This is a genomic window from Leptolinea tardivitalis (genome assembly GCF_001050275.1).
In the GTDB taxonomy this organism is placed as follows: domain Bacteria; phylum Chloroflexota; class Anaerolineae; order Anaerolineales; family Anaerolineaceae; genus Leptolinea; species Leptolinea tardivitalis.
Window position 1 is genome coordinate 81,613 of sequence record NZ_BBYA01000003.1, and the last position, 18,998, is coordinate 100,610.

The following is an 18,998-nucleotide window of genomic DNA, read 5'->3' on the forward strand; positions in this document are numbered from 1 at the left end:
GATTCCACCCGGAATCCTTGTGTTGTAAACAAAATTCCTATTAAATTGGTTGCTGATCAATAAAGAGGGCAACTCCATCTTCATCGCAACTGCCAATTACACGGGTTGCCAGTTCTTTCACTTCATCAATGGCATTGGCTGTGGCATAACAGGCATCTGCCGCCTTCATCATACCCATATCATTCAGGTTATCTCCGAATGCGATCACATGATTCACTTTCAGCAGGTTTTTCAAACGGATGAGAGCATTGGCTTTGCTGCCATTTTCATCGAACGCTTCCATACAATACAGGTGGGTATTCAATGGGATGGTATACATCATCCATTGGGAAATGACACCCATAACCACCCGCAGGAACCAGAAAACGAGACTGTAGTTCAATCCTTTGATTACCCCTGTGCTTCCCGGAATGGCAGGATATAACTGAAGGAACAATCCGGCCAGGATGAATCTGTATATAAGATCACTCACCAGTCCCACTGGCACATTGATGGACGTTCGGCAATTGGTTCGAATGATGAAAATAACCCGACGGTTGCCGGATTGGTATGGATCGGTCCATCCAGTACGCCAGAGACGATACCGGCGGCCATACTGACAAGAATATATGCCGTCATAATGCCCTCCCTGACCGTTTTATTAATAAGCATTACACGGGGGGACAAACAGGGTGAAGCAGAAGGGATTAAATTGTCTGAATAGACAGACTTTCCGCCTGAGAGAGGTTGGCCGTCATGGGTTTTTCCCTGCTACCGAGATCTGTGATGGCATCACGGGCAATGGCTTTCCGTTCGGCCAGAGGTCCCTGTGCAAAGACCTTTCCCAGTGCAAATCCAAGCACATGCCCATCATTATCGATGAGAACATCATCCACCACACACAGCTTGGTTCCACCTTCTGTTTGGATTTCTCGCCCATGCAGATCGCTTACTGGAATAAATAAAGAAGATTCGGGGATTTCTTCAAGGGGGTGAATCACATCTGACCCGGAAACCAGCCAGGCGTCAATGCCCATCACATTTACGTCACTGCGTGAAACTGCCAGTGCTTTCCGGTTGATGAGTCCCTCTGTACCGGTGAAAACACCAGCGACATGACGCATGTCCAGGTCTAGATATAGACCTTTGATCTCTCCCAGGTCTTTTCCATCAATGATGCTGATTAAGGATTTCCCGTTATGTTCTCTGGAAGCAATCACCTTAACCTCCTAAAAGCTTCAAAAAAGAAATAGTCTATTAATCCTACCACCAACATGATCAAGGTGAAAATAACCGGACTTGCAAAACAATTTGGAGTGGGCATACAATACACATCATGACAACTCAAGCCGGGAAAACCGGACTTTTAACCGGATTAATAATTTCTGCAACAATTTATCTTTTCTTTGCTGGTGATCCCATTGATTTTATGGCTGGTCGCGGGTATTTCCCCATCTGCCTGGTTTTGACGATCATGTTGTTGGCAGCCGGAGGATATCTGGCGGCACAATGGGCAGGAGCGGTGACACCGCAACGCGGTCTGGCTCTGGGTGCTCTGTCAGGCGGATTGGCAGGGTCAGTAGTGTATAGCCTATGGGGTGCAGCGGCGGCTGGTTCGGCTTGCTGGTTTACCACCACAACCATTTCGTACACCCAGACTGACCTGATCAGCCTGGTTATACAGCAGACAGCGGGCATGTTTACGGTGCTCTTTTTGGGTGGAACACTGGCCGGATTAACTGGAGGATGGCTAAAAACATTTCACATAAAAAACCGGGTGGAAGTTTTTAACATGGCCGAACCACAAATGGCCATGAATGCTTCCATTACAGCCTTACCGGCATCGGTAGTGGCTGTCACTGTGGCGGCGGCTGTATTTCCGCGGTTGGCCGCCAATGGAATTGACCGGGCAACTTTAGATCTGCCGTTGGAAGTCTGCCTTCTGTTAATGCTGGTTTCTCATCTGGCGGTCACAATCATCGTACCGCATGAATGCCGGATGTCTGAACACCTGTGCGGCATGGATGAGGTCAAGATGGCGGCGTTTGTGGGTATTGGCGCTGCGCCTGTAATGACCCTACTCTTGCTTGTGGCAGATAAATCTGGTTTTGAAAATCCGGTTGTATTGATGGCTCTTCTGACAGGACATGTGATGAGCCTTATCTCGCTGGGCACGTTAATTCGGCAAGTTTTGCCTAAACGGGCATCGTTCCCTCCCCACGAAGCCGGCCGAATGAAGACACAGGCCGTTCTATTTGGTTCAATTGCTGAATCCATTGCCAGTCGGCTGGTGGTGCTATGTATTGGTTGCGGCCTGATGATGGTCTTGCCGCTTTATGTTGGAGTGCTTTCCATTCTTGTCAATTTGCGGAATTTGCCAGCTAAAACCATTTCCTGGAATCTGTTCGTCAATCAAATGGCAACCAGTGTGGTTACCTCGGCTGTGTCAATAGGGGCACTGATTCTACTCTACCTGTTTTACCTGAATTTGGGACGGTGGTTCAACAGGCGGCAGCTAAGCCAGGAAAATGACCGGTGATAATTCTGTTCAGGCAAATTTTGGCGCTCGAAGACCCAGCCAGACAGCCAGGAGAATTCCTAAAATTGTTGCTCCCAGGCCAACCCAGACATCCCAGGGTTCATACCTGAACGTGTAGGTATGATTTCCAGCAGGGGCATTGACCTGAAGGAAATTGACGGGTAATAAATGAGCAGGAATACCATCAATAGAGACATTCCAACCCGTCCATTGGTTTTCTTGAACAGTCAATATACCTGCCTGATCATTCGCGCATGACACAGTGATCAGTCCTCCTGTTGCCCGGGCTTTGCATGGATTGCTTTGATTCCCAACAGAAATGAACGCATATTGATTATTTCTGTGTCTGACCAGTTCAATATCTTTGTAAGTGGCATACACATCACCGCGGTCAGGATTTTCTATTGAAAATACGGCAATTGTGTTGGCTTTGGGGTTCTCGCTCCCTTTCCATCCCCAGGCTCGCCAGACATTGGTGATTTTTACACCTCTTTCCAAGAGCGAATACATCCAACTGTAATCCGCTAGATCTGGTCCAATCCATTGCGTCGAAGAAGGGGTCAATTCATTCAAGACCTGCTCGTTCAACTGGATCTCCGTGGTTGTAATCCATTTTTGATGGAACATAAACAACTGATAGACACTAAAAATGGCGGGAAAAATTACCACCAGAAGCGAAATTGACAGACTGGCGCCTGATCCATTGGTTAAATTCAACCGGATCTCTGGCCACCAGGAAGCATGGATCAGACAATCCAGACTTAATGCTGCCAGTGCGGTTATGAAGGGAACAGACAGGCCGGATATGATGGACCCCCAACGGACAGAACTGATCAGGGGCATATATTGAAAAATCCAGCTCGCAAATTCATGACTGCAAATGGTAAAGATCAGCAGCAGGCTGATCCAGAGAAATGTAATGATCCGACGTCTGCCTTGCGCAAAGAAAGCCAGGGAGAAAATAGCGAGAATGACAGGAACCCAGCCAATATAGATATAATTCGCATACACATTCAAGTCATGACCAAGCAGGGTGATTTTAAAGAAATCAACATCATGTACGACCAGGTTCAATGGCAGATATTCAAGTGGTTGGTAATTTGTAAAAAGTTTATCGGCATCCTTTGTCATGTTTGGGAAAAAGTGAAGAAAAGGCACTAAAAATACACCAGCCAATAACACCCCCAGCAGAAGTACCATTAAAAAATCTTTCCAAAGAGGCTTTATTTGAAGTTTTTCATCAAAAAGAAAGATCAGAAAAACCGGCAGAATGGCCGCGGCAAAACCAATTTGAATGTAGCCCTGTCCGGATAAGATAAACAGGCTCAGCATAATACCGGACATGATCAATGAGGACCGCCGGCGGGAAATGGCCAGATCCAACAGGGGTGCCAACAGCAGAATGGCAGACGCTGTGGAAAGGATCAGGATGATATTACCACTTTCCATCTTCATGGACAGATGGCCCCCGACGACGGCAATACACCCGGCCCACAGACGGGCAAACCTGCCCACCCCCATTACCCGGGCCAGCCACCATTGGGCGATTCCGGCCATCAACAGGCTAAAAACCAGCATCAGTTTTGAGCCGTTAGTAACACCGGCCAACAATGTGGTGATGACCACCAGTGGATGCAGCACGGCGCCTCGGGTTTCAACAAATGCGGGGGCGCCGCCGTTGATATAACCGTTCCAAAAAGCACAGGTGCCGCACTCATGAAAGGTATTCCAGATAAAATGCGATTGAACCAGGTTGCCATATTCTGTGCCGATAAGAATGGAACCTGGTGAGAAATTCAGGCAATTGACGCAAAATACCACAGTAAAGACGGCGATCAGGCTGACTTCACCCAGAGTGGGCATCAGGCTGGCTTTATCCAGAATAATGGCGGGATTACGCGGAAAGGTAAAAGATAGTTGAGTGAGGGCTGCGATCCGGGTGAACAAGTGTCTGATCAACAGTACCAGGTTGGCAAACCTGATGGTCATATACCGGCCTAATCGAACCAGGCCGGTCAGCACCGGAGAGGGGAAATTTTTACCCAGAAAGACTACATCATCCGTCTGATCATTGACTATTTGTTTTTGGTACCAGCGGCGTGATACTTGCAAAACCAGCAACGGAGTTAAAACCATAACGGTAATAACGGCTGTGATGATGTACCGATACGGGATATCTGAATTCACAATATTTCCCCTTTCTGTGTATCTTCGATAATTCCAGTTCAGATATGTTGTTTTTGTATAACAGGTTTGATGTGATTTTAAAAACAGTGGAATCAAAAGCCTTTAGGAATTATGACCATACCCCCGGATCGCAGGACGATCTCGATGTACTAATTATAAATCTTGTTTGACCTGAGCGTGATTTGGCAACAGATCATATGAATCCTATTCCCCCATATCTATTATTGGATTAAATGACCGGAGGTGCTGTCTTGTTTCGACAACACCTCCGGTGTGACGCAGTGATCACGTTCTACCGAAACGTTTAACAAGGCTGCGGATCCTTGCAGGATTTTTCTTTGCGGGACGCAAGGGTAGATTTGGCTGCTTCTTTGCGATGAAGAAACCGGGCAAAGACAGATTTGCCTTCTTCGCGGGGAGTCTCATCTGCGGCTTGATAAATTCCATACAGCTCATTCTGATGAAACTCACGCCGTTCATTTTCGAAGGAAATCCGTCGTTCCCACTCTACGATACTGTTAATCATTTGGATAGTCATTTTTACTCCTTATACTGCAACCGGTTGCACGCCGGCATAAAAAAATTGGCTTCCGATTCAGGCTGTCTTGCGTATAACCAGTTCAACCGGAAGATTGACGTTGGTGACCACACCGGTCTGAATGTATTGAATCAGATTCTCGGCCAGCAGTTTGCCAGCCAGAGGGATGTTTTGCCGGATGGTCGTGATGGGCAGGTTGTTGTATCTGGCCAGAAGAAGGTCGTCGTAGCCTACCACAGCGATATCTTCGGGCACCCGTTTTCCGCAGCTCTGGATGTACTGTATTGCTCCCAGCGCCATCACATCACTGTTAACAAACACAGCATCCAGGTCGGGTTTTTGCTCAAGCAGTCGTTTCATGGCGGTGATGCCGGAAGTGTGCGAGTAATCGCCGTATACCACCAGATCGGGATCAAGATAACGGCCGGCGTTTTGCAAGGCCAGTTCATACCCGTGATGGCGGTATTTCACTTCAATTTCATCCATCGGGCCGCCTAAAAAACCAATGTGTTGACGGCCGGTGCGTATCAGGTATTCAGTGGCGATCCTTCCACCGGTCACATCGTCTCCGCAGACTGTGCAGAAGCTGGAGTTGGGCTGTGGAAATCCCCATAAAATGAAGGGAATACCCATATTCACCAGCTCGTTGATCATTTTCTGTTTACGGGTCGAGATAGTCAGAACAAATCCATCTACCCGACCGCTGTTAAGGTACTGATGCGCCCATGTGGTGTCGTGCGGTTCGACCGGAACAACCAGCAGATCGTAGCCGAGTGGACGCAGTCCGTCTGACACGCCGCCCAGGAGTTCAAGCCCGAACATGTTCTCTGCCGAAAAGTTCTTGCCTGAGCAGGCATAGCTGACGAAACCGAGGGTGTGGCTTTGCCTCATGCTGAGGTTGCGCGCCGGTGCATTGATGCGGAAATTGTATTCGCGGGCGAGTGATTGAATGCGCTCCCGTGTCTCTTGATTGATGAGCGGGCTGTCGTTCAACGCCCTGGAAACCGTCGATTTGGAGACGTTTGCCAGTCGGGCGATATCTTCAATGGTTTGAACCGTTTTTGCCATCATCATTCTTTCTTGATCATTGCAACCGGTTGCATTATAGGATATCGACAATGGTTTGTCAAGCGGCAATTTGGTCATTTTCTGTTTTCGAAAGAAGCAAACAGGCTATGTGTATGGCTGTTTATTGGTCACAGGTGGATGGAATGGGTTCTATCTCATTCGTCACCTGGGCATACACCGTATCTGGAAGCAGGTCGATATTTTGATGGAAGAGATCCCGCAGAATCAACCGGAAGGTATTGACGGGTGTTATCGTGCTGTACAGTTTATCTTTCATTTCCTGGGGGAAGTAATACGCATTCAGGATTTTATTCCTGTCTACCCCGGAGGAGAGTTTGTGGGCGCCGTGATCCCCCTGGATGATGATGATGGGCGGCACTTCGGATTTCTTGATCAGGGTATCTACCAGCTCCAACACCCGGGAATTCAGGTAAATGACGGTATCCACATACAGGGATGCTTTGTCATCAGCATTGGGAGTGAAGCGGAAGTTTCCATTGCGGTCAAACACAATGGGGCCGTGGGGGGCATTGATATGGGCGTAGACGAAAAACGGTCCATCCTTTTCTGGGAATTTCTCCAGTGACGAGAAGACATACTTTGTCTGGTTATACCAGAACCGGGCTTCCCAGTTCTGGTCATTTTCATTATCTGATAGCATCAGCCAGCCGGCCAATCGGCCGTATTTTGCCGGGTCCAGTTTATACAACTCGTAAGCCGGCCGCAGCAGAGTGGTTTCAAGGTACATCTGGGTGAAGCGTGACTGGGCCAGGGTATCCTGCATGCCGGCATCTTCCAGATAGTTCAGATAGATATCGGATTGTTGAATATCATTGAAGCTGGAATACCCCTTGGTGGTCACAAATTTATAGCCGAATTTCTGCAGGTCATAACGGATGCGGTTATTCTTCAATTCGTTGAATAATTCAGGCTCATTTTCAAGATCGGCATTTTTGTCATGATAGGCATAATTGAGCGACGAAGACATTGAAATAAGCGTGCCGTTATAGTTTGAATTGGCGCAATCGGCCACATAGAAACCGCGGTCACGCAGGGCATTAATGAATTCCGAATTGTCAAATCCGGTGATTTTTTTCAGCACATCCTGGCGTGAATAGGCATCCAGGATGATGTAATAAATATCCGGCCGGGTGGACTGACCTTTTGTGACACTCCCTTCAGATGCTGACGATTGTGCTGCATTCATTGGAGCAGATTTTTGATTCTTGGCCGCCTCTGACTGGCTGATCTGAAACAAATTGAATGCCATCAAAATGACGATGATCAGGTTTAATGCCTGAACTGTGGCGGCCGGAACCATCTTGACCCGGTGCAGGGCATAAAACGCGGCCACTCCCAGCAGGATGTACAGGGCCAGCAGCTTCATGAATCCGAATGCTGCAAGGAGCTGCGGGGATTGTGCGATCAGGTTAAACACATGCCCGAAAGAGAAGAAAAGGATATATACAATGGATGACCCCAGGCTGGCCCGCACAGGCTGACGGTAGATCAGCAGGAAAATCAGCCAGACGATGATAATAAACGCGGCTGTGAGGAGGAAGGCAAGCCCGGTATCACGGGGGTAGATCTGGTTTTTATTGCTGTTCCAGAGGTAAATAAGAGGAAAAAAACCCAGTAGAAAGCTGAAAACGGGTAATGCAGTTATCTTTTTATTCATTATGGAAGATGGATGAAGGCAGGAGGAATAAAACCATTCCTGCCTGTTCCCTTTCTCAAATTGGAGGCAGTCAAAAATTATAAGGCTTTAATTCAGGGTCTAAAAGGCAGGTATGTACGCGGGCGGTCGGCGGTTATTCCCCGAACCGGATGTTTTTGACGGTTTTCTGCTCCAGACGGAAATCCTCAAAATAACGCAGACCTCCCCTGCCTGTGGGAGCCTGGGCAACCAGCCCGGCTTTGATCGTCTTTTCGACGGGAAGGTTGAAGAAACGGGTCATGTAGTACCTGTTTCCATCCAACGAGTAGTGGAATGAAAAGGAGTTGTTGACCCTGGCTGCCTTTAACCAGACGCTGTTGCCGTCGATGTTGCACCCGTTGGCATCATCAGAGGTATGGTTGGTGACCACGCTGACCACGGCATGCGTGCCGAAGTCGGTCTTTTCAAAGCAGGCTTTGGCCCACACGTCAAAATCTTTCATGACCATGATGGTGGCCGAATCATAGGTGTCTTTGAAATCATGTGAAACCCTGACGCTCATCACAAAGTCACCGGTGACTTCGGTGTAGTAAAAGGGGGCATTGCAGAGGGTTTCAGGTGTGATGCCGGATTCGGCTATAGCGCCGTTGTTGCAGAAAAAATCACTTTCTGCGGGCGCTTCAATGATGAGGCGGCCGTTTTCAAATTCGGCGCGGCTTTTGTTGATCCATTGGAATTGACGGAGATCTGCTGCGGTCACGGTTGACATACCTTTCTTCTGGCTGTGATGATGGCTGGTCTGGTGCATTTACCTGCCCCCAAATTCCTTGTGATATTACTGCTTTTCAAGCAGATATAAAGACAGGTTTTGCAGATGCACCTGTTTGACGGAGGTGAAACCTGATTGTTCCGCCAACATGGAAATGGTATCGGGGGTCATTCTGTGCACCAGCGGCGGACCGAATGGCTGAGCTTCATACGGCCATTCCAGAATGGAGAGCCCTTTGCGGCATACCCGGTGCGCTTCTTTGACAGCCGCCAGACTGTCATCGGTTTCATGCAGGAGGAGGCCCATGAATACCACATCAGACGATCCATCCAGGAAGGGAAGTTTTTCGGCGATGCCTTCCCTGAATTCACCTGACGGGACAAACCGGCTGGCCGTTTCCACCATGACCGGATTTGCGTCAACCCCGGCCACCTGCAGATGGCGGGCGGCAAATTCTTCTGCAAACAGGCCTGACCCTGTTCCCACATCGAGCACAGACTGAATCTCCCCAAAGTTTTTTAGGATGATATCCACAACCCGTTTGACTTCCAACCGGGCCACCCGGTCTGGATCGCGAAGGCGTTCAATCTCTCGATTAAACCGTCGTTCATGCATCATGCATCTCCATCAAAAAATCTTTCAGATTGACATTTATTTTAGATGAAATAACAGGTTACAGGTTACTTTTTCCTGATTCTGATCGGCTACCGGACCGGTATGTCATTTATCGCCGAAGCGCTTTGACGTTTTTACTGCCTTTTTCCACCCTTTCAATCTGATAGGAAAAACGGCCTGCGGTGGTTCGTTGATGAGCCCACCGCAGACCGTTTTATGCGATACGTGACGGCTAATCCGTCTCTTTCCAGAGGGGATCCCGCAGGATCAGCAGCACCACCAGAGCGATCAGGACCAGCCCCGCAATACCCACCCCGAACGAGAATGCCATATCCGTCGGTTTGTAGACCATAGCCACAAAGAAGCTCAGTGACTGGTTGACCAGGGCATGCAGGAAAGCGGAAATCCACAGGCCTCTGGCTTTGAGCACCGCATACCCCAGGAAGAACGCCAGGCCGATGCAGAACAGGGTCATCAACAACGAGCCAAGGTAGGGATGGCCGGGGAAGTTGTATCCCATCCAGATGACCGGCCAGTGCCAGATACCCCAGATGATACCAACGAGGGCGATGCCGCGTACCTTTCCCAGCCCCAAGAGAGCCGGCTGCAGGTACCCCCGCCAGCCGTATTCTTCGCCAAAGGTAACGATCAGACCGAGGAACGGCCCCAGCAGAATCGCCTGGATGGCGACCAGAGCAAATAAAGCCTGTTGGGGAATTCCGGTGGCGGTGATCTGGGCAAACAGCGGAGTCAGGTCAACCGGGGTGCCCAGTTTGAATATCCAGTTCAAAAGGGACTGCAAGCCCATGAAGAGGACCACACCCAGGCCGAACAGGAACCAGAGTTTCGGCTGGCCGCCGCCCATGCCAACAGACGTGAATGTTTTCTTGCCGCCGGTGGCCCGCAGCACTATGAGCAGCACCAGGCCGATCAGGCTGGGGAGCAGCATGACAGAGTTGACTGTTTGCACCAGGGCCGGCTGGATGAAGACGGCCGTCACCCCGGCGATATACACCAGCGTCAAGGCCAGGAAAAACCAGGTAAACCAGCGCGATCTGGACCGGTTGGTTTTGATGTTGATGGGGCTGTCTGCCCAGAAGAACATGCCCAGCAGCATGGCGGAAAACGCCGGCAGGAGCATTTGAAGCTGCAGGGCGGTGATGGCCGCCGGATTCTGCAATCCGCCGGTGAGGTACAGGGCCAGGTCCAGTCCCCATGTCAGCCCGAAGGTGAGTGCCAGGAACGCGCCGACCTGCTTCCAGTTGACCGGTTTGTGGGATGCTGGTTTGACCGCGGCAGGGATGGGCGCTGCGGGTGGTTGATTTTCCATGTTCATGAAAGGTCTTTTTGTGTGCGTGAATACGATGGATGTATTCTACCCACATTTGGCCTTCTGGATGGGCAGAGGAGGGATGAAAGAAAGCTGCGGTCAGTTTTGACCGCAGCCTGGAAATGAACCAAGAACCTAGCGGAAGTCGATAGATTCCTGGTCGTATATAAAAAAATGAGGGTCTGATATTACAATTTAGCAGCGTAATTCTTTTTTACAACCGAAGAGATATAGCTATTCAGTCCTACCCCTGCTAAAGCTAGAGATTTCATTTTTTCCACACTAGCTGGCCCAGGTACGTCGTAATTGTATAGATATTTCGATCCATCTTTGAATTGAACAATGATGAATGTTGGACCAATTTCATAACCAATTACACCCGAATTTCCGCCCAAATTACTGTATATATTCATGGTTATCCTCCCTAGGGTAACGTAGTTTATTTAGTCTACAACTTTTTACCTTCGATAACAAGTTTTATCGAAACTAAGAGTTACTTTTTTTGGGCTTAGGAGGTAACCAATCAATCGAAATTAGGTTTGCCACTTGAGAAAATTCAGGATCACCGGTAATCACAATTGCATGTTTTTGATAAGCTAAAAATGTACAAAAGGCGTCTCCATAAGAAAAACTAAACTTCGCTTTAAGCTTTGCAGCTTCCATAGCATCATTATTAGTAATTTCTGGAATAGTAATAGGGAGACTCTTAATAGTTGATAATATGCTCAATGCTGTTTTTTCGTCATACTCTTTACTTGTTATATAAAAAACTTCTCCTAAGTTAATGATACTTAGAAAAAGTTTTATTTCATTTCTTTTTGCAGACTCAAGCAATTCTTTTACCTTCTCTCCTCCTGGTTCGGATTCAAAAAAAGCAAAAAGTGCAAAGCTATCTAAAACATAGATAGGACTATTTACTTCGGGCATGAGATAAAATTATTTGATTATCACGCTCAATTTCAGATTTTCTTTCTGATAAAAGAGTCGTATTCAATGATTTGTCTCTGTTTGCTAACATGCCATAAGCTGCAGAAATTGAATCAATAATAGTTGTTGACTTAATCACGAAAGAAGACTTAGGTGGTTCTTGAATTACTGTATCTACACTCTTTGTTGTAGAAGTAATTGCAGGGAATCCTCCATTGGTTCTAGTAAATTGTCGATATGGTACTTGTGCATATAATGACATTTTCGCCTCCAATTTAGCAATTGGCGCTATTTAATTATTGAATCCCATTTTTCTTGTAATTCAGGTGGAATGGGGAGTTTTACACCGTAGCTTTTCTCGTAATTCTTTATGGATTCGACTAAGACTATGGCAAATGCTTTTGCATGCTGCGGGCTCATTTGAACTAGTTGTTCATCATTGACAACTATTGCTGGTTGCCCATTTATTTCACTAATATCACCCACACTATCCACCTGAGGTGATTGACTTCGTAATGTCAATGTAACATCAAAAATATTGGAAGCCGCTTGGACTGAATTTGCATAAAATATCGGTCGATGTTCTTCCATAAAACAACTCCTTTGTGGATATTTCTTTCTTCAATTGTAGCATTTTGAATAGTATATGAGTATATCGTCAAAATAATATTAATGTATTATAAAAAGTTACGAGCAAATAGTTATGTTAACAGAGACTCTAGATTTGATTTTGCTTCTTTTAGCTGAACCATCATTGCATCCATCGTTTGATAGTAGGGCAAGAAAAGTTCATAAAATTCACCGACTGCTTCTTTTTGTTTTTCTGGATCATCGGAAGATTGCATATTTGAGGTAATTTCCGACATTCTTAACATCATTGTGATAATCGGTAGCTGTTGTTTTCTCATTTCTGGGGGTAACCGGCGAATAATTGAGATTATGTCAACAACATCATCACCGCCAAAGTCCTCACCAAAAAAGTATTCTATTGGTTTACCTAATAGGTCAGAAAATACTATTAGATCATTTGCAGTAATTTGAGTTTTCCCTCTCTCAATATCTGAGATTGCTGCGGAAGTTTTATTTAATTTATCCGCCAGGTCTTGTTGGGTTAATTTTCGCTGTAATCTGGCTGCTCGAATACGTTGGGCTATAAACATGTTATTGTCAGTCATTTTCTGTTCCAGATTCAAGATTTGCTTATATACTAACATAATAAATACTTGACAAAAACAAAGTATTGCTTATACTCTAATTCAAGTTTTGCTTGATTATTTTTTTACCCCGGTATTCAAGTTTTTCTTGAGAAATAGCATAAGAATTGGTTATGTTCTTTCTGGGGAATAGCAGTAGTAGCCGTTTGGGTTGTGGGTAAGTGGTAAACGCTGCCTTTTGCGTTTTCCACTTATCCAGCGATTGTGGGCAGGTGCGCCTTTCGCAGCTGTCCACATGAGCGAACATCCCAAACGGTGAGCCGGAATATCACGAAATCCAATTTCACAACCACCCCCCCCTTACTGATAGGGGGGTGGAGTTTCAGAAGGATACCAAAATAATGACAGACATAACCTCAAGAATACACTGGCTATCATTCACCGTTCATGCTCCGACGGATAGTGCATTCATACTGTATGACCTGGTTTTCAAAGATTTATTTGGGCCGTTGCAGTGCCTGGAACATGGGGGACGTAGCTTTCGACTGATCCATAAAAACGCTATGGAATTCAAAATTTATACTGATCCAGTGACAAACCAGGGGATTTATTTTCATTATGAAATACCTGGCTCGGCTTGCGATTGCATCGATTGGGAACGGTTCTATGCCCTCTATGACCTGCTAGAGTCGAATTACAAAGATAAGTATTCATTTACCCGCCTGGATTATGCTTTCGATCATGTTCCCTTTGAACCTCATCAGGTAAAGGAAGCAATATTGAATAATGATCTACGTTCTCTGGCAAAGCGCGAAACCTTACAAATTCATGAGTCACCATTGGAAAAACGTGAAGGTGAAGGGGTGGGAACGAGTACAGTATCGCTCGGTTCTCGAACCTCTGAACGAATGATACGGGTTTACGACAAGCGGGGATTTACTCGGCTTGAAATTGAAATGAAAGACAAACGAGCTGACCTGGTTGCGAGACAACTTCTAGCATTACCAGAAGAACGGCTCTGGTTTTCTGTCGCACAGGCGCATCTATTAGATTACGTAGATTTTAAAACCGAATGGTGGCAAGCCTTCATTGTTGCCAATAAACGGGCAGGTGCGACGATATCCAATCCGACCGAATTTTCCATGAGGAAACTAATTACCTGGATAGATAAGCAAGTAAGTCCTGCCCTGAGTGTGGCAATTGATATTCTTCCTGAAGAGGTAATGAAGTCAATAGTCAATCGTGGTCGCCGTCGTCGTGGAGATCGGTATAGCTTGCTCCTGGCAGATTCCCAACCCACAACAACCTTTGACGGGGAGGGAACCCGTGAGGGGAGGGGCCCCCGTCAAAGTGTTGGGGGTGGCCTATGACAGAGACTATCTTAAGCGGTCGCCTGGATGGCAAAGGGCGCAATCAATTAAAGGGCTTGCTGAATATGATGTATTCCCCGAGTGAATTAGCCGAGGAATTAGGAATTGATAAGAACCAGGTCTATCGGGTTTATATCAAATTGAATTGCCCTCATGTTCGGGATGATTTCAGACATATTTGGATAAACGGGCAGGAATTCAAAGCCTGGTATCTAGAAACTTACAAAAAAACCGAATTGGCCGAGGATGAAACATTTTGCAAAACTTGCCGAGTTCCGGTCAAGCTGTACAAACCAGAATTGAAAACTAAAGGACGGGTAACTTACCTGCTAAGTCATTGCCCAACCTGTGGACGTTTGCTTACAAAAATAATCTCCAGTTCCAGGGGGAATAATTATTAATAGGGATAATTACAAGCTCGTTCAAAATTTCCTGGCTTATCGGATTGAAGTAGACCAGATCACGCCAGGATCAAAACAAAAAGAGATTACACATTTGCGGTATCTGTTGGAGTGGGCGGATAAGGTCGAATTCATCAAAGCGCAAAACATTCGCCCAACCTTTCCCGAATATATGCTCACTGCCCGCCAGGATGGCCAGGAAGGCCAGTTATCGGCAGAGTACATAAAAAAGGTCATGGCTACCGCTCGGCGGTTCTTTTCGTGGCTTGTACTAAATCAACCTGGTTGTAAAAAAATCAAACCTTCCTGGATCGTCACTCTAAAAACTAAACGATTATCTGATTCACCTAGGCATAGTGAAGCGGTTACCCTGGAAGAGATCAAAGCGATTGCCAAAGCTCCGGCATTGAATACTGGTGAACGGCGAACCCGTGCTATGGCGGTTATGCTGTTCCTCTCGGGTATGCGGATTGGTGCATTTGTATCTCTATCCCTGGAATGTGTAGACCTAGATAACCTGGTAATTTATCAATACCCTAGTATGGGGGTCAGGACAAAGAACCGCAAAACAGCTAAAACAACCCTTCTCAATATTCCTGATGCACCTGAATTGTTGGAAGTGGTCAAAGCCTGGGATAGCGAAGTTAGGGCGGTACTACCTTCCAAGGGGTTCTGGTTTGCTCCGCTTGCTCCGGATACAGGGGAAATTGACCCTGGTTGTCTCACTCCTGGGGAACATCGGGAAACGCTGGCATGCAAAAATCTCAAGACCTGGCTGGGTAAAGTCGGATTGAAATATCACTCTCCCCACAAGTTCCGGCATGGATTTATTCACTATGCTATGTCGCTGAGTAAGACTATCGAGGACTATAAAGCGGTCAGTCTTAACGTCATGCATTCATCCATGGAGATCACGGATCAGTTTTATTCTGTGCTGAATGATGACCAGGTACGCAATCGGATCAATCAACTCGGGGTAAGAGGTCTCCCGTCTACTACTGAGAACCTCGACCAAACAACCCTTTTAATGGAGTTTTTTGCTTTTTTACAAAGCCGAAAGGATACCTAAAGTTAAAAAAATTGAGCCACTTTTTGATTAAGTGACTCTGGTAACGGTGTTATTTGCTCCTCGACCTGGACTCGAACCAGGAACCTAGCGGTTAACAGCCGCCCGCTCTGCCGAATTGAGCTATCGAGGAATGTTTTGCTATTATACGTTCACCCTTCAAATCTTGTCAATGCTTCCGGTCAACCCTCGTGCAAAAATTGAAACCGATGCTACAATTGTTCTATGACTGTTGCCATTACCGCCGACCTGCATCTCACCTCACGGGAAGAACATCCCGCCCGCTTTGACGCGCTGGAAGACATCCTCGAACAGATGCTATCCGCCTCCATCACCACGCTGGTGGTGGCCGGCGACCTGTTTGACCAGGACCGGCGCGACGTGCACGAGCTGGAAGCCCTGCTCAGGCGCCCGGAATACCGCGAGCTGCACATTGTCATTTTGCCGGGCAACCATGATGCCGCCCTGAACCAGTCATCTTTTTCGGCGGCCAATGTGCTGGTGATGGAGTCGCCCCGCCTGGTCTATCTGGAAGAAGGCGGGCTGCCGTTCTTCTTCCTTCCCTACAAATCCGGCGAATCCGCCGGGGCACGGCTGGTGCCCTTCCGTGACCAACTCCCGCCGGACGGGTGGTTCCTGGTGAGTCATGGAGATTTCACATCGGGTCCTACGGCGCCCAATCCGCACGAACCGGGCGTGTACATGCCGCTCACCAGGGCGGATGTTTCCGCCTTTCAGCCGGTGCGGGCATTCCTGGGTCACACCCACGTGCCGTTTCAATCCGAGCGGGTGATCTCGCCCGGCTCTCCGGCGGCGGTGGATGCCAGTGAAACCGGTCTGCGCGGCTTCTGGGTGGTCGATCCGCAGCATGATTCGATCGAACACCGCACTGTCAACCGCGGTCCCATATATATGAAGGAAAATTTCCTCATCGTCCCATCGCCGGATGAAACGACGGTGCTGAAAGAGGAGATCACCCGGCGTGTGCAGGGATGGGGTTTCACCCCCGAGCAGCGTCAGCGCGTGAGGCTGCAGGCTGCCTTCAACGGCTGCGCGTCTGACCGGTCCGGCCTGCGCGAGGCGGTATTGCAGGCGCTGGACGGCGTCCGCCTGTACCCCGAAGCCGACCCCGATTTTTCGCATGTGCTGTCAGAAGATGACCCCGCCCTCGCGGCAGCGGCTGCCCTGGCCTTGAAAAAGGCATCGGCGCTGGTTTTGACCGAACCGTGCGCCTTGCCCGATGCGGTTGAAATCAACCGGGCGGTGATGCACCTGATCTATGGAGCCGACTGACATGCCCGTGCATATCACTGAAATCTCTCTTGATGGTCTTCCGCCGCAGCCCGAGATACACCTCAGACCGCGGCGGGTCAACCTGATTTACGGCCGCAACGAGCACGGCAAGACGCGGCTGGTGGAATTCATCCTATCATCCCTGCTGCGTTCCAGCAGTAAGATGACATTGCGCCCCGTGGAAGCGGCCGGTTTCGTTACCGTCAGCGGACTGCCGGATGCTGAAGAGACGCGGTTCAATCCGCGGAGTCGCAGCAAACTGGAAGATTATCTGCCCGCGCCGGATGCCGGTCTGCCACCGCAGCTGGCCCGTCTGCTGGTGGTGAAGGGGGCTGAAAATGCCCTGCAGGCCAACACCCCCGGCGGTCTGGGCCGGGCTGCCCTGAAAGATTACCTCTCCAACCAGGGTGTGATTGACCGCATCCAGGACCGGGTGCCCAAAACTACCCGGCAGGCGCAGGTGACGGACGGCCGTATTGTGGGTCCGCAGAACGGCGACCTGAAGAAACGCAAGGAAAACCTCGATAAGCTGGCGATGATCGACCGTCTGTTTGCCGAGATTGATGCCCAGCTCTCCGACGGCCCTCTCGGGCAGCTTTCCGCCCGTCTGGTTGAGGTGCAGGAAGCGGCCGCCGGGCAAAAAACCGCCCGTCAGCAGTATGTCAACCGGCTGGCGGTGGATCTGGCGCGCTGGCAGCAGGAGTCAGATGCTCTGCCCGGCCATGAAGTGTTGCATCTGGATGCTGATATTCGTGAAGAGCAGCGCTTGAAAGAAGAGATTGACCGGCTCACCCGGTCATGCCGGGAAAAAATGCCCCTGCAGGCAGATTACCACTGGCTTGAAGCGGCGCTGCAAACTTACCGGGCTGCCACCATTCCCCAGCACGACGAACCGGTCTGGCTTTATCCTGTGCTGGCGGCGGTATCTGTGGTGGCCACGGTGCTGCTGGCTTTCTTTGAATTCCCCTGGGCGGCACTGGTCACCGCGCTGGCCGCCCTGCTTACCGGCTACCTGGCGTACCGCCGGCTGCGCTCAGATGCCCTGGCTAATGTCATTGCACCGGAAAACCGGCTGATCATGGCGGAATTTGAACGCCGATTCCACACCCGCTGCAGCGGCATCACCGACCTGCAGATGAAGAAGACCTCGCTGGAACAGGAAATCTCGCTGCTCAAAACGCAGACGGAATTGCTCAAAACCGGCACAGAACGTTTGCAGGACCTTTCACGCGAAATTGAGCACCGTCTCACCCTGTGGCTGCCAGACTGGCGTTCGGTGGCGAAGAACCGTCAGGCGGCATTGCAAATTTTGCAGGACCGCCGAACGTTCCTGGAAAATTCCATCACACGGGTGCAAATTGCCCTTAAATCCTCTCCGGTACAGCCCGTCCCCGGCGGCGAAACCGCGCGGGCGGATGAGTTTAATCCGCAGGTTCTGGTAGATCTGGAAGAAGAGTCCACCCGCATCAAAGAGAAGATGGAAGACCTTAACCGCCAGAAGACCATCCTCCGGCAGCGCATCTGCGATGTCACCGGGGAATCAGTCACCCGCAGCCTTGCAGAGCTCATTCCGGCCCTGCAGTCCATGAGGATGGAACTGGAACATAATGCCCGTGCCCAGACAGCCGAAATTCTGGCCGGCATCGCCGTCACCCAGGCGGCTCAGGAATTACGCGCCGGGGAAGATACCGCCTTGCAGACCGCCCTCAACAATCCGGTGATCCGTGAGCCTATCCATGCCCTGACCGGCCGTTATGAACGGGTTGACCTGGTGGAAGACCGGCTGGATGTTTCTGACAGTTTCCAGTCATTCCGTCTCGATGAATTGAGCACCGGTGCCCAGGAGCAGGTGCTGCTTGGCCTGCGTATCGGCATGGCCTCACGACTGTTCGAAGGTCAGCCGCTCTTTTTGATTCTTGATGATGCCTTTCAGCATTCTGACTGGCTGCGGCGCCCGGCCATGGTCGACGAGGTGCTGCGTCTGGCCCAGACCGGCTGGCAGGTTTTCTATCTGACGATGGATGACCATCTGCGTGATTTATTTCTTGAAAAAACCCCGCCTCTGCTGGGGGATGATTTTATGGCCTTTACAATGAAGGAGTGAC

General features: G+C 49.0%; 21 protein-coding genes and 1 tRNA gene. 6 read left to right on the plus strand and 16 right to left on the minus strand.

The window, feature by feature from the left end:
* Positions 1–40: 40 nt before the first annotated feature.
* The 3 genes from LTAR_RS03015 to LTAR_RS03020 form a co-directional block, all read right to left on the minus strand.
* Complete coding sequence (locus tag LTAR_RS03015; protein WP_062420690.1) at positions 41–472, minus strand: HAD family hydrolase; 432 nt, start codon at positions 470–472, stop codon at positions 41–43.
* Positions 469–618 (minus strand): hypothetical protein, encoded by a 150-nt coding sequence (locus LTAR_RS17115; protein WP_158423380.1) that lies wholly within the window; start codon positions 616–618, stop codon positions 469–471. The genes LTAR_RS03015 and LTAR_RS17115 overlap by 4 nt, the downstream gene beginning before the upstream one ends.
* 68 nt (positions 619–686) lie before the next feature.
* A complete protein-coding gene (locus tag LTAR_RS03020; protein ID WP_062420691.1) occupies positions 687–1,199 on the minus strand; it encodes a PRC-barrel domain-containing protein in 513 nt (170 codons plus the stop codon).
* Between the two features lie 116 nt (positions 1,200–1,315).
* Between LTAR_RS03020 and LTAR_RS03025 the strand changes: the two genes are divergently transcribed.
* Positions 1,316–2,518 (plus strand): hypothetical protein, encoded by a 1,203-nt coding sequence (locus tag LTAR_RS03025; RefSeq protein WP_062420692.1) that lies wholly within the window; start codon positions 1,316–1,318, stop codon positions 2,516–2,518.
* A gap of 9 nt (positions 2,519–2,527) precedes the next feature.
* On the opposite strand, the gene LTAR_RS03030 is transcribed toward LTAR_RS03025, so the two are convergent.
* The 12 genes from LTAR_RS03030 to LTAR_RS03080 form a co-directional block, all read right to left on the minus strand.
* A complete protein-coding gene (locus LTAR_RS03030) occupies positions 2,528–4,705 on the minus strand; it encodes a hypothetical protein (RefSeq protein ID WP_139044393.1) in 2,178 nt (725 codons plus the stop codon).
* 304 nt (positions 4,706–5,009) lie between these two features.
* On the minus strand, positions 5,010–5,243 hold the full coding sequence (locus LTAR_RS03035) for a hypothetical protein (protein ID WP_062420694.1): 234 nt from the start codon (positions 5,241–5,243) through the stop codon (positions 5,010–5,012).
* A gap of 57 nt (positions 5,244–5,300) precedes the next feature.
* Complete coding sequence (locus tag LTAR_RS03040; protein WP_201775931.1) at positions 5,301–6,389, minus strand: LacI family DNA-binding transcriptional regulator; 1,089 nt, start codon at positions 6,387–6,389, stop codon at positions 5,301–5,303.
* Between the two features lie 43 nt (positions 6,390–6,432).
* Positions 6,433–7,989: a sulfatase-like hydrolase/transferase gene (locus LTAR_RS03045; protein ID WP_062420695.1), complete on the minus strand. Its 1,557-nt coding sequence runs from the start codon at positions 7,987–7,989 to the stop codon at positions 6,433–6,435.
* A gap of 133 nt (positions 7,990–8,122) precedes the next feature.
* Positions 8,123–8,737: a DUF1349 domain-containing protein gene (locus LTAR_RS03050; protein ID WP_062420754.1), complete on the minus strand. Its 615-nt coding sequence runs from the start codon at positions 8,735–8,737 to the stop codon at positions 8,123–8,125.
* Between the two features lie 66 nt (positions 8,738–8,803).
* Positions 8,804–9,355 (minus strand): class I SAM-dependent methyltransferase, encoded by a 552-nt coding sequence (locus LTAR_RS03055; protein WP_081419770.1) that lies wholly within the window; start codon positions 9,353–9,355, stop codon positions 8,804–8,806.
* A 229-nt stretch (positions 9,356–9,584) separates the two neighbouring features.
* On the minus strand, positions 9,585–10,688 hold the full coding sequence (locus LTAR_RS03060) for a CPBP family intramembrane glutamic endopeptidase (protein ID WP_062420697.1): 1,104 nt from the start codon (positions 10,686–10,688) through the stop codon (positions 9,585–9,587).
* Positions 10,689–10,870: 182 nt separating this feature from the next.
* Positions 10,871–11,095, minus strand: coding sequence for a hypothetical protein (locus tag LTAR_RS03065; protein ID WP_062420698.1), 225 nt, complete (start codon positions 11,093–11,095; stop codon positions 10,871–10,873).
* Positions 11,096–11,168: 73 nt separating this feature from the next.
* Entirely contained in the window at positions 11,169–11,609 is a 441-nt protein-coding gene (locus tag LTAR_RS03070) for a type II toxin-antitoxin system VapC family toxin (RefSeq protein WP_062420699.1), read from the minus strand.
* Positions 11,593–11,871, minus strand: a complete 279-nt coding sequence (locus LTAR_RS16975; protein ID WP_139044394.1) for a hypothetical protein — start codon at positions 11,869–11,871, stop codon at positions 11,593–11,595. Before LTAR_RS16975 ends, LTAR_RS03070 begins: the two co-directional genes overlap by 17 nt.
* A gap of 26 nt (positions 11,872–11,897) precedes the next feature.
* Positions 11,898–12,200 (minus strand): DUF3467 domain-containing protein, encoded by a 303-nt coding sequence (locus tag LTAR_RS03075; protein WP_062420700.1) that lies wholly within the window; start codon positions 12,198–12,200, stop codon positions 11,898–11,900.
* Between the two features lie 110 nt (positions 12,201–12,310).
* Entirely contained in the window at positions 12,311–12,784 is a 474-nt protein-coding gene (locus tag LTAR_RS03080; protein ID WP_062531838.1) for a helix-turn-helix domain-containing protein, read from the minus strand.
* A 380-nt stretch (positions 12,785–13,164) separates the two neighbouring features.
* On the opposite strand from LTAR_RS03080, the gene LTAR_RS03085 reads away from it, so the two are divergent.
* From LTAR_RS03085 to LTAR_RS03095, 3 genes are all read left to right on the plus strand, one after another.
* Positions 13,165–14,133 carry a replication initiation factor domain-containing protein gene (locus LTAR_RS03085; protein ID WP_062531837.1) on the plus strand — a complete coding sequence of 323 codons (969 nt, stop codon included), beginning with the start codon at positions 13,165–13,167 and terminating at the stop codon, positions 14,131–14,133.
* The gene (locus LTAR_RS03090) at positions 14,130–14,534 is read left to right on the plus strand and encodes a hypothetical protein (RefSeq protein ID WP_062420703.1); all 405 of its coding nucleotides are present in this window, start codon (positions 14,130–14,132) and stop codon (positions 14,532–14,534) included. Before LTAR_RS03085 ends, LTAR_RS03090 begins: the two co-directional genes overlap by 4 nt.
* Before the next feature lie 94 nt (positions 14,535–14,628).
* Positions 14,629–15,603 (plus strand): tyrosine-type recombinase/integrase, encoded by a 975-nt coding sequence (locus tag LTAR_RS03095; protein ID WP_062420704.1) that lies wholly within the window; start codon positions 14,629–14,631, stop codon positions 15,601–15,603.
* 56 nt (positions 15,604–15,659) lie between these two features.
* On the opposite strand, the gene LTAR_RS03100 is transcribed toward LTAR_RS03095, so the two are convergent.
* Positions 15,660–15,733 (minus strand) — tRNA-Asn (locus LTAR_RS03100).
* Positions 15,734–15,825: 92 nt separating this feature from the next.
* Between LTAR_RS03100 and LTAR_RS03105 the strand changes: the two genes are divergently transcribed.
* Positions 15,826–16,893 carry a metallophosphoesterase family protein gene (locus tag LTAR_RS03105; protein ID WP_062420705.1) on the plus strand — a complete coding sequence of 356 codons (1,068 nt, stop codon included), beginning with the start codon at positions 15,826–15,828 and terminating at the stop codon, positions 16,891–16,893.
* Positions 16,880–18,997 carry an ATP-binding protein gene (locus LTAR_RS03110; protein WP_139044395.1) on the plus strand — a complete coding sequence of 706 codons (2,118 nt, stop codon included), beginning with the start codon at positions 16,880–16,882 and terminating at the stop codon, positions 18,995–18,997. Before LTAR_RS03105 ends, LTAR_RS03110 begins: the two co-directional genes overlap by 14 nt.
* Position 18,998: the final 1 nt, after the last annotated feature.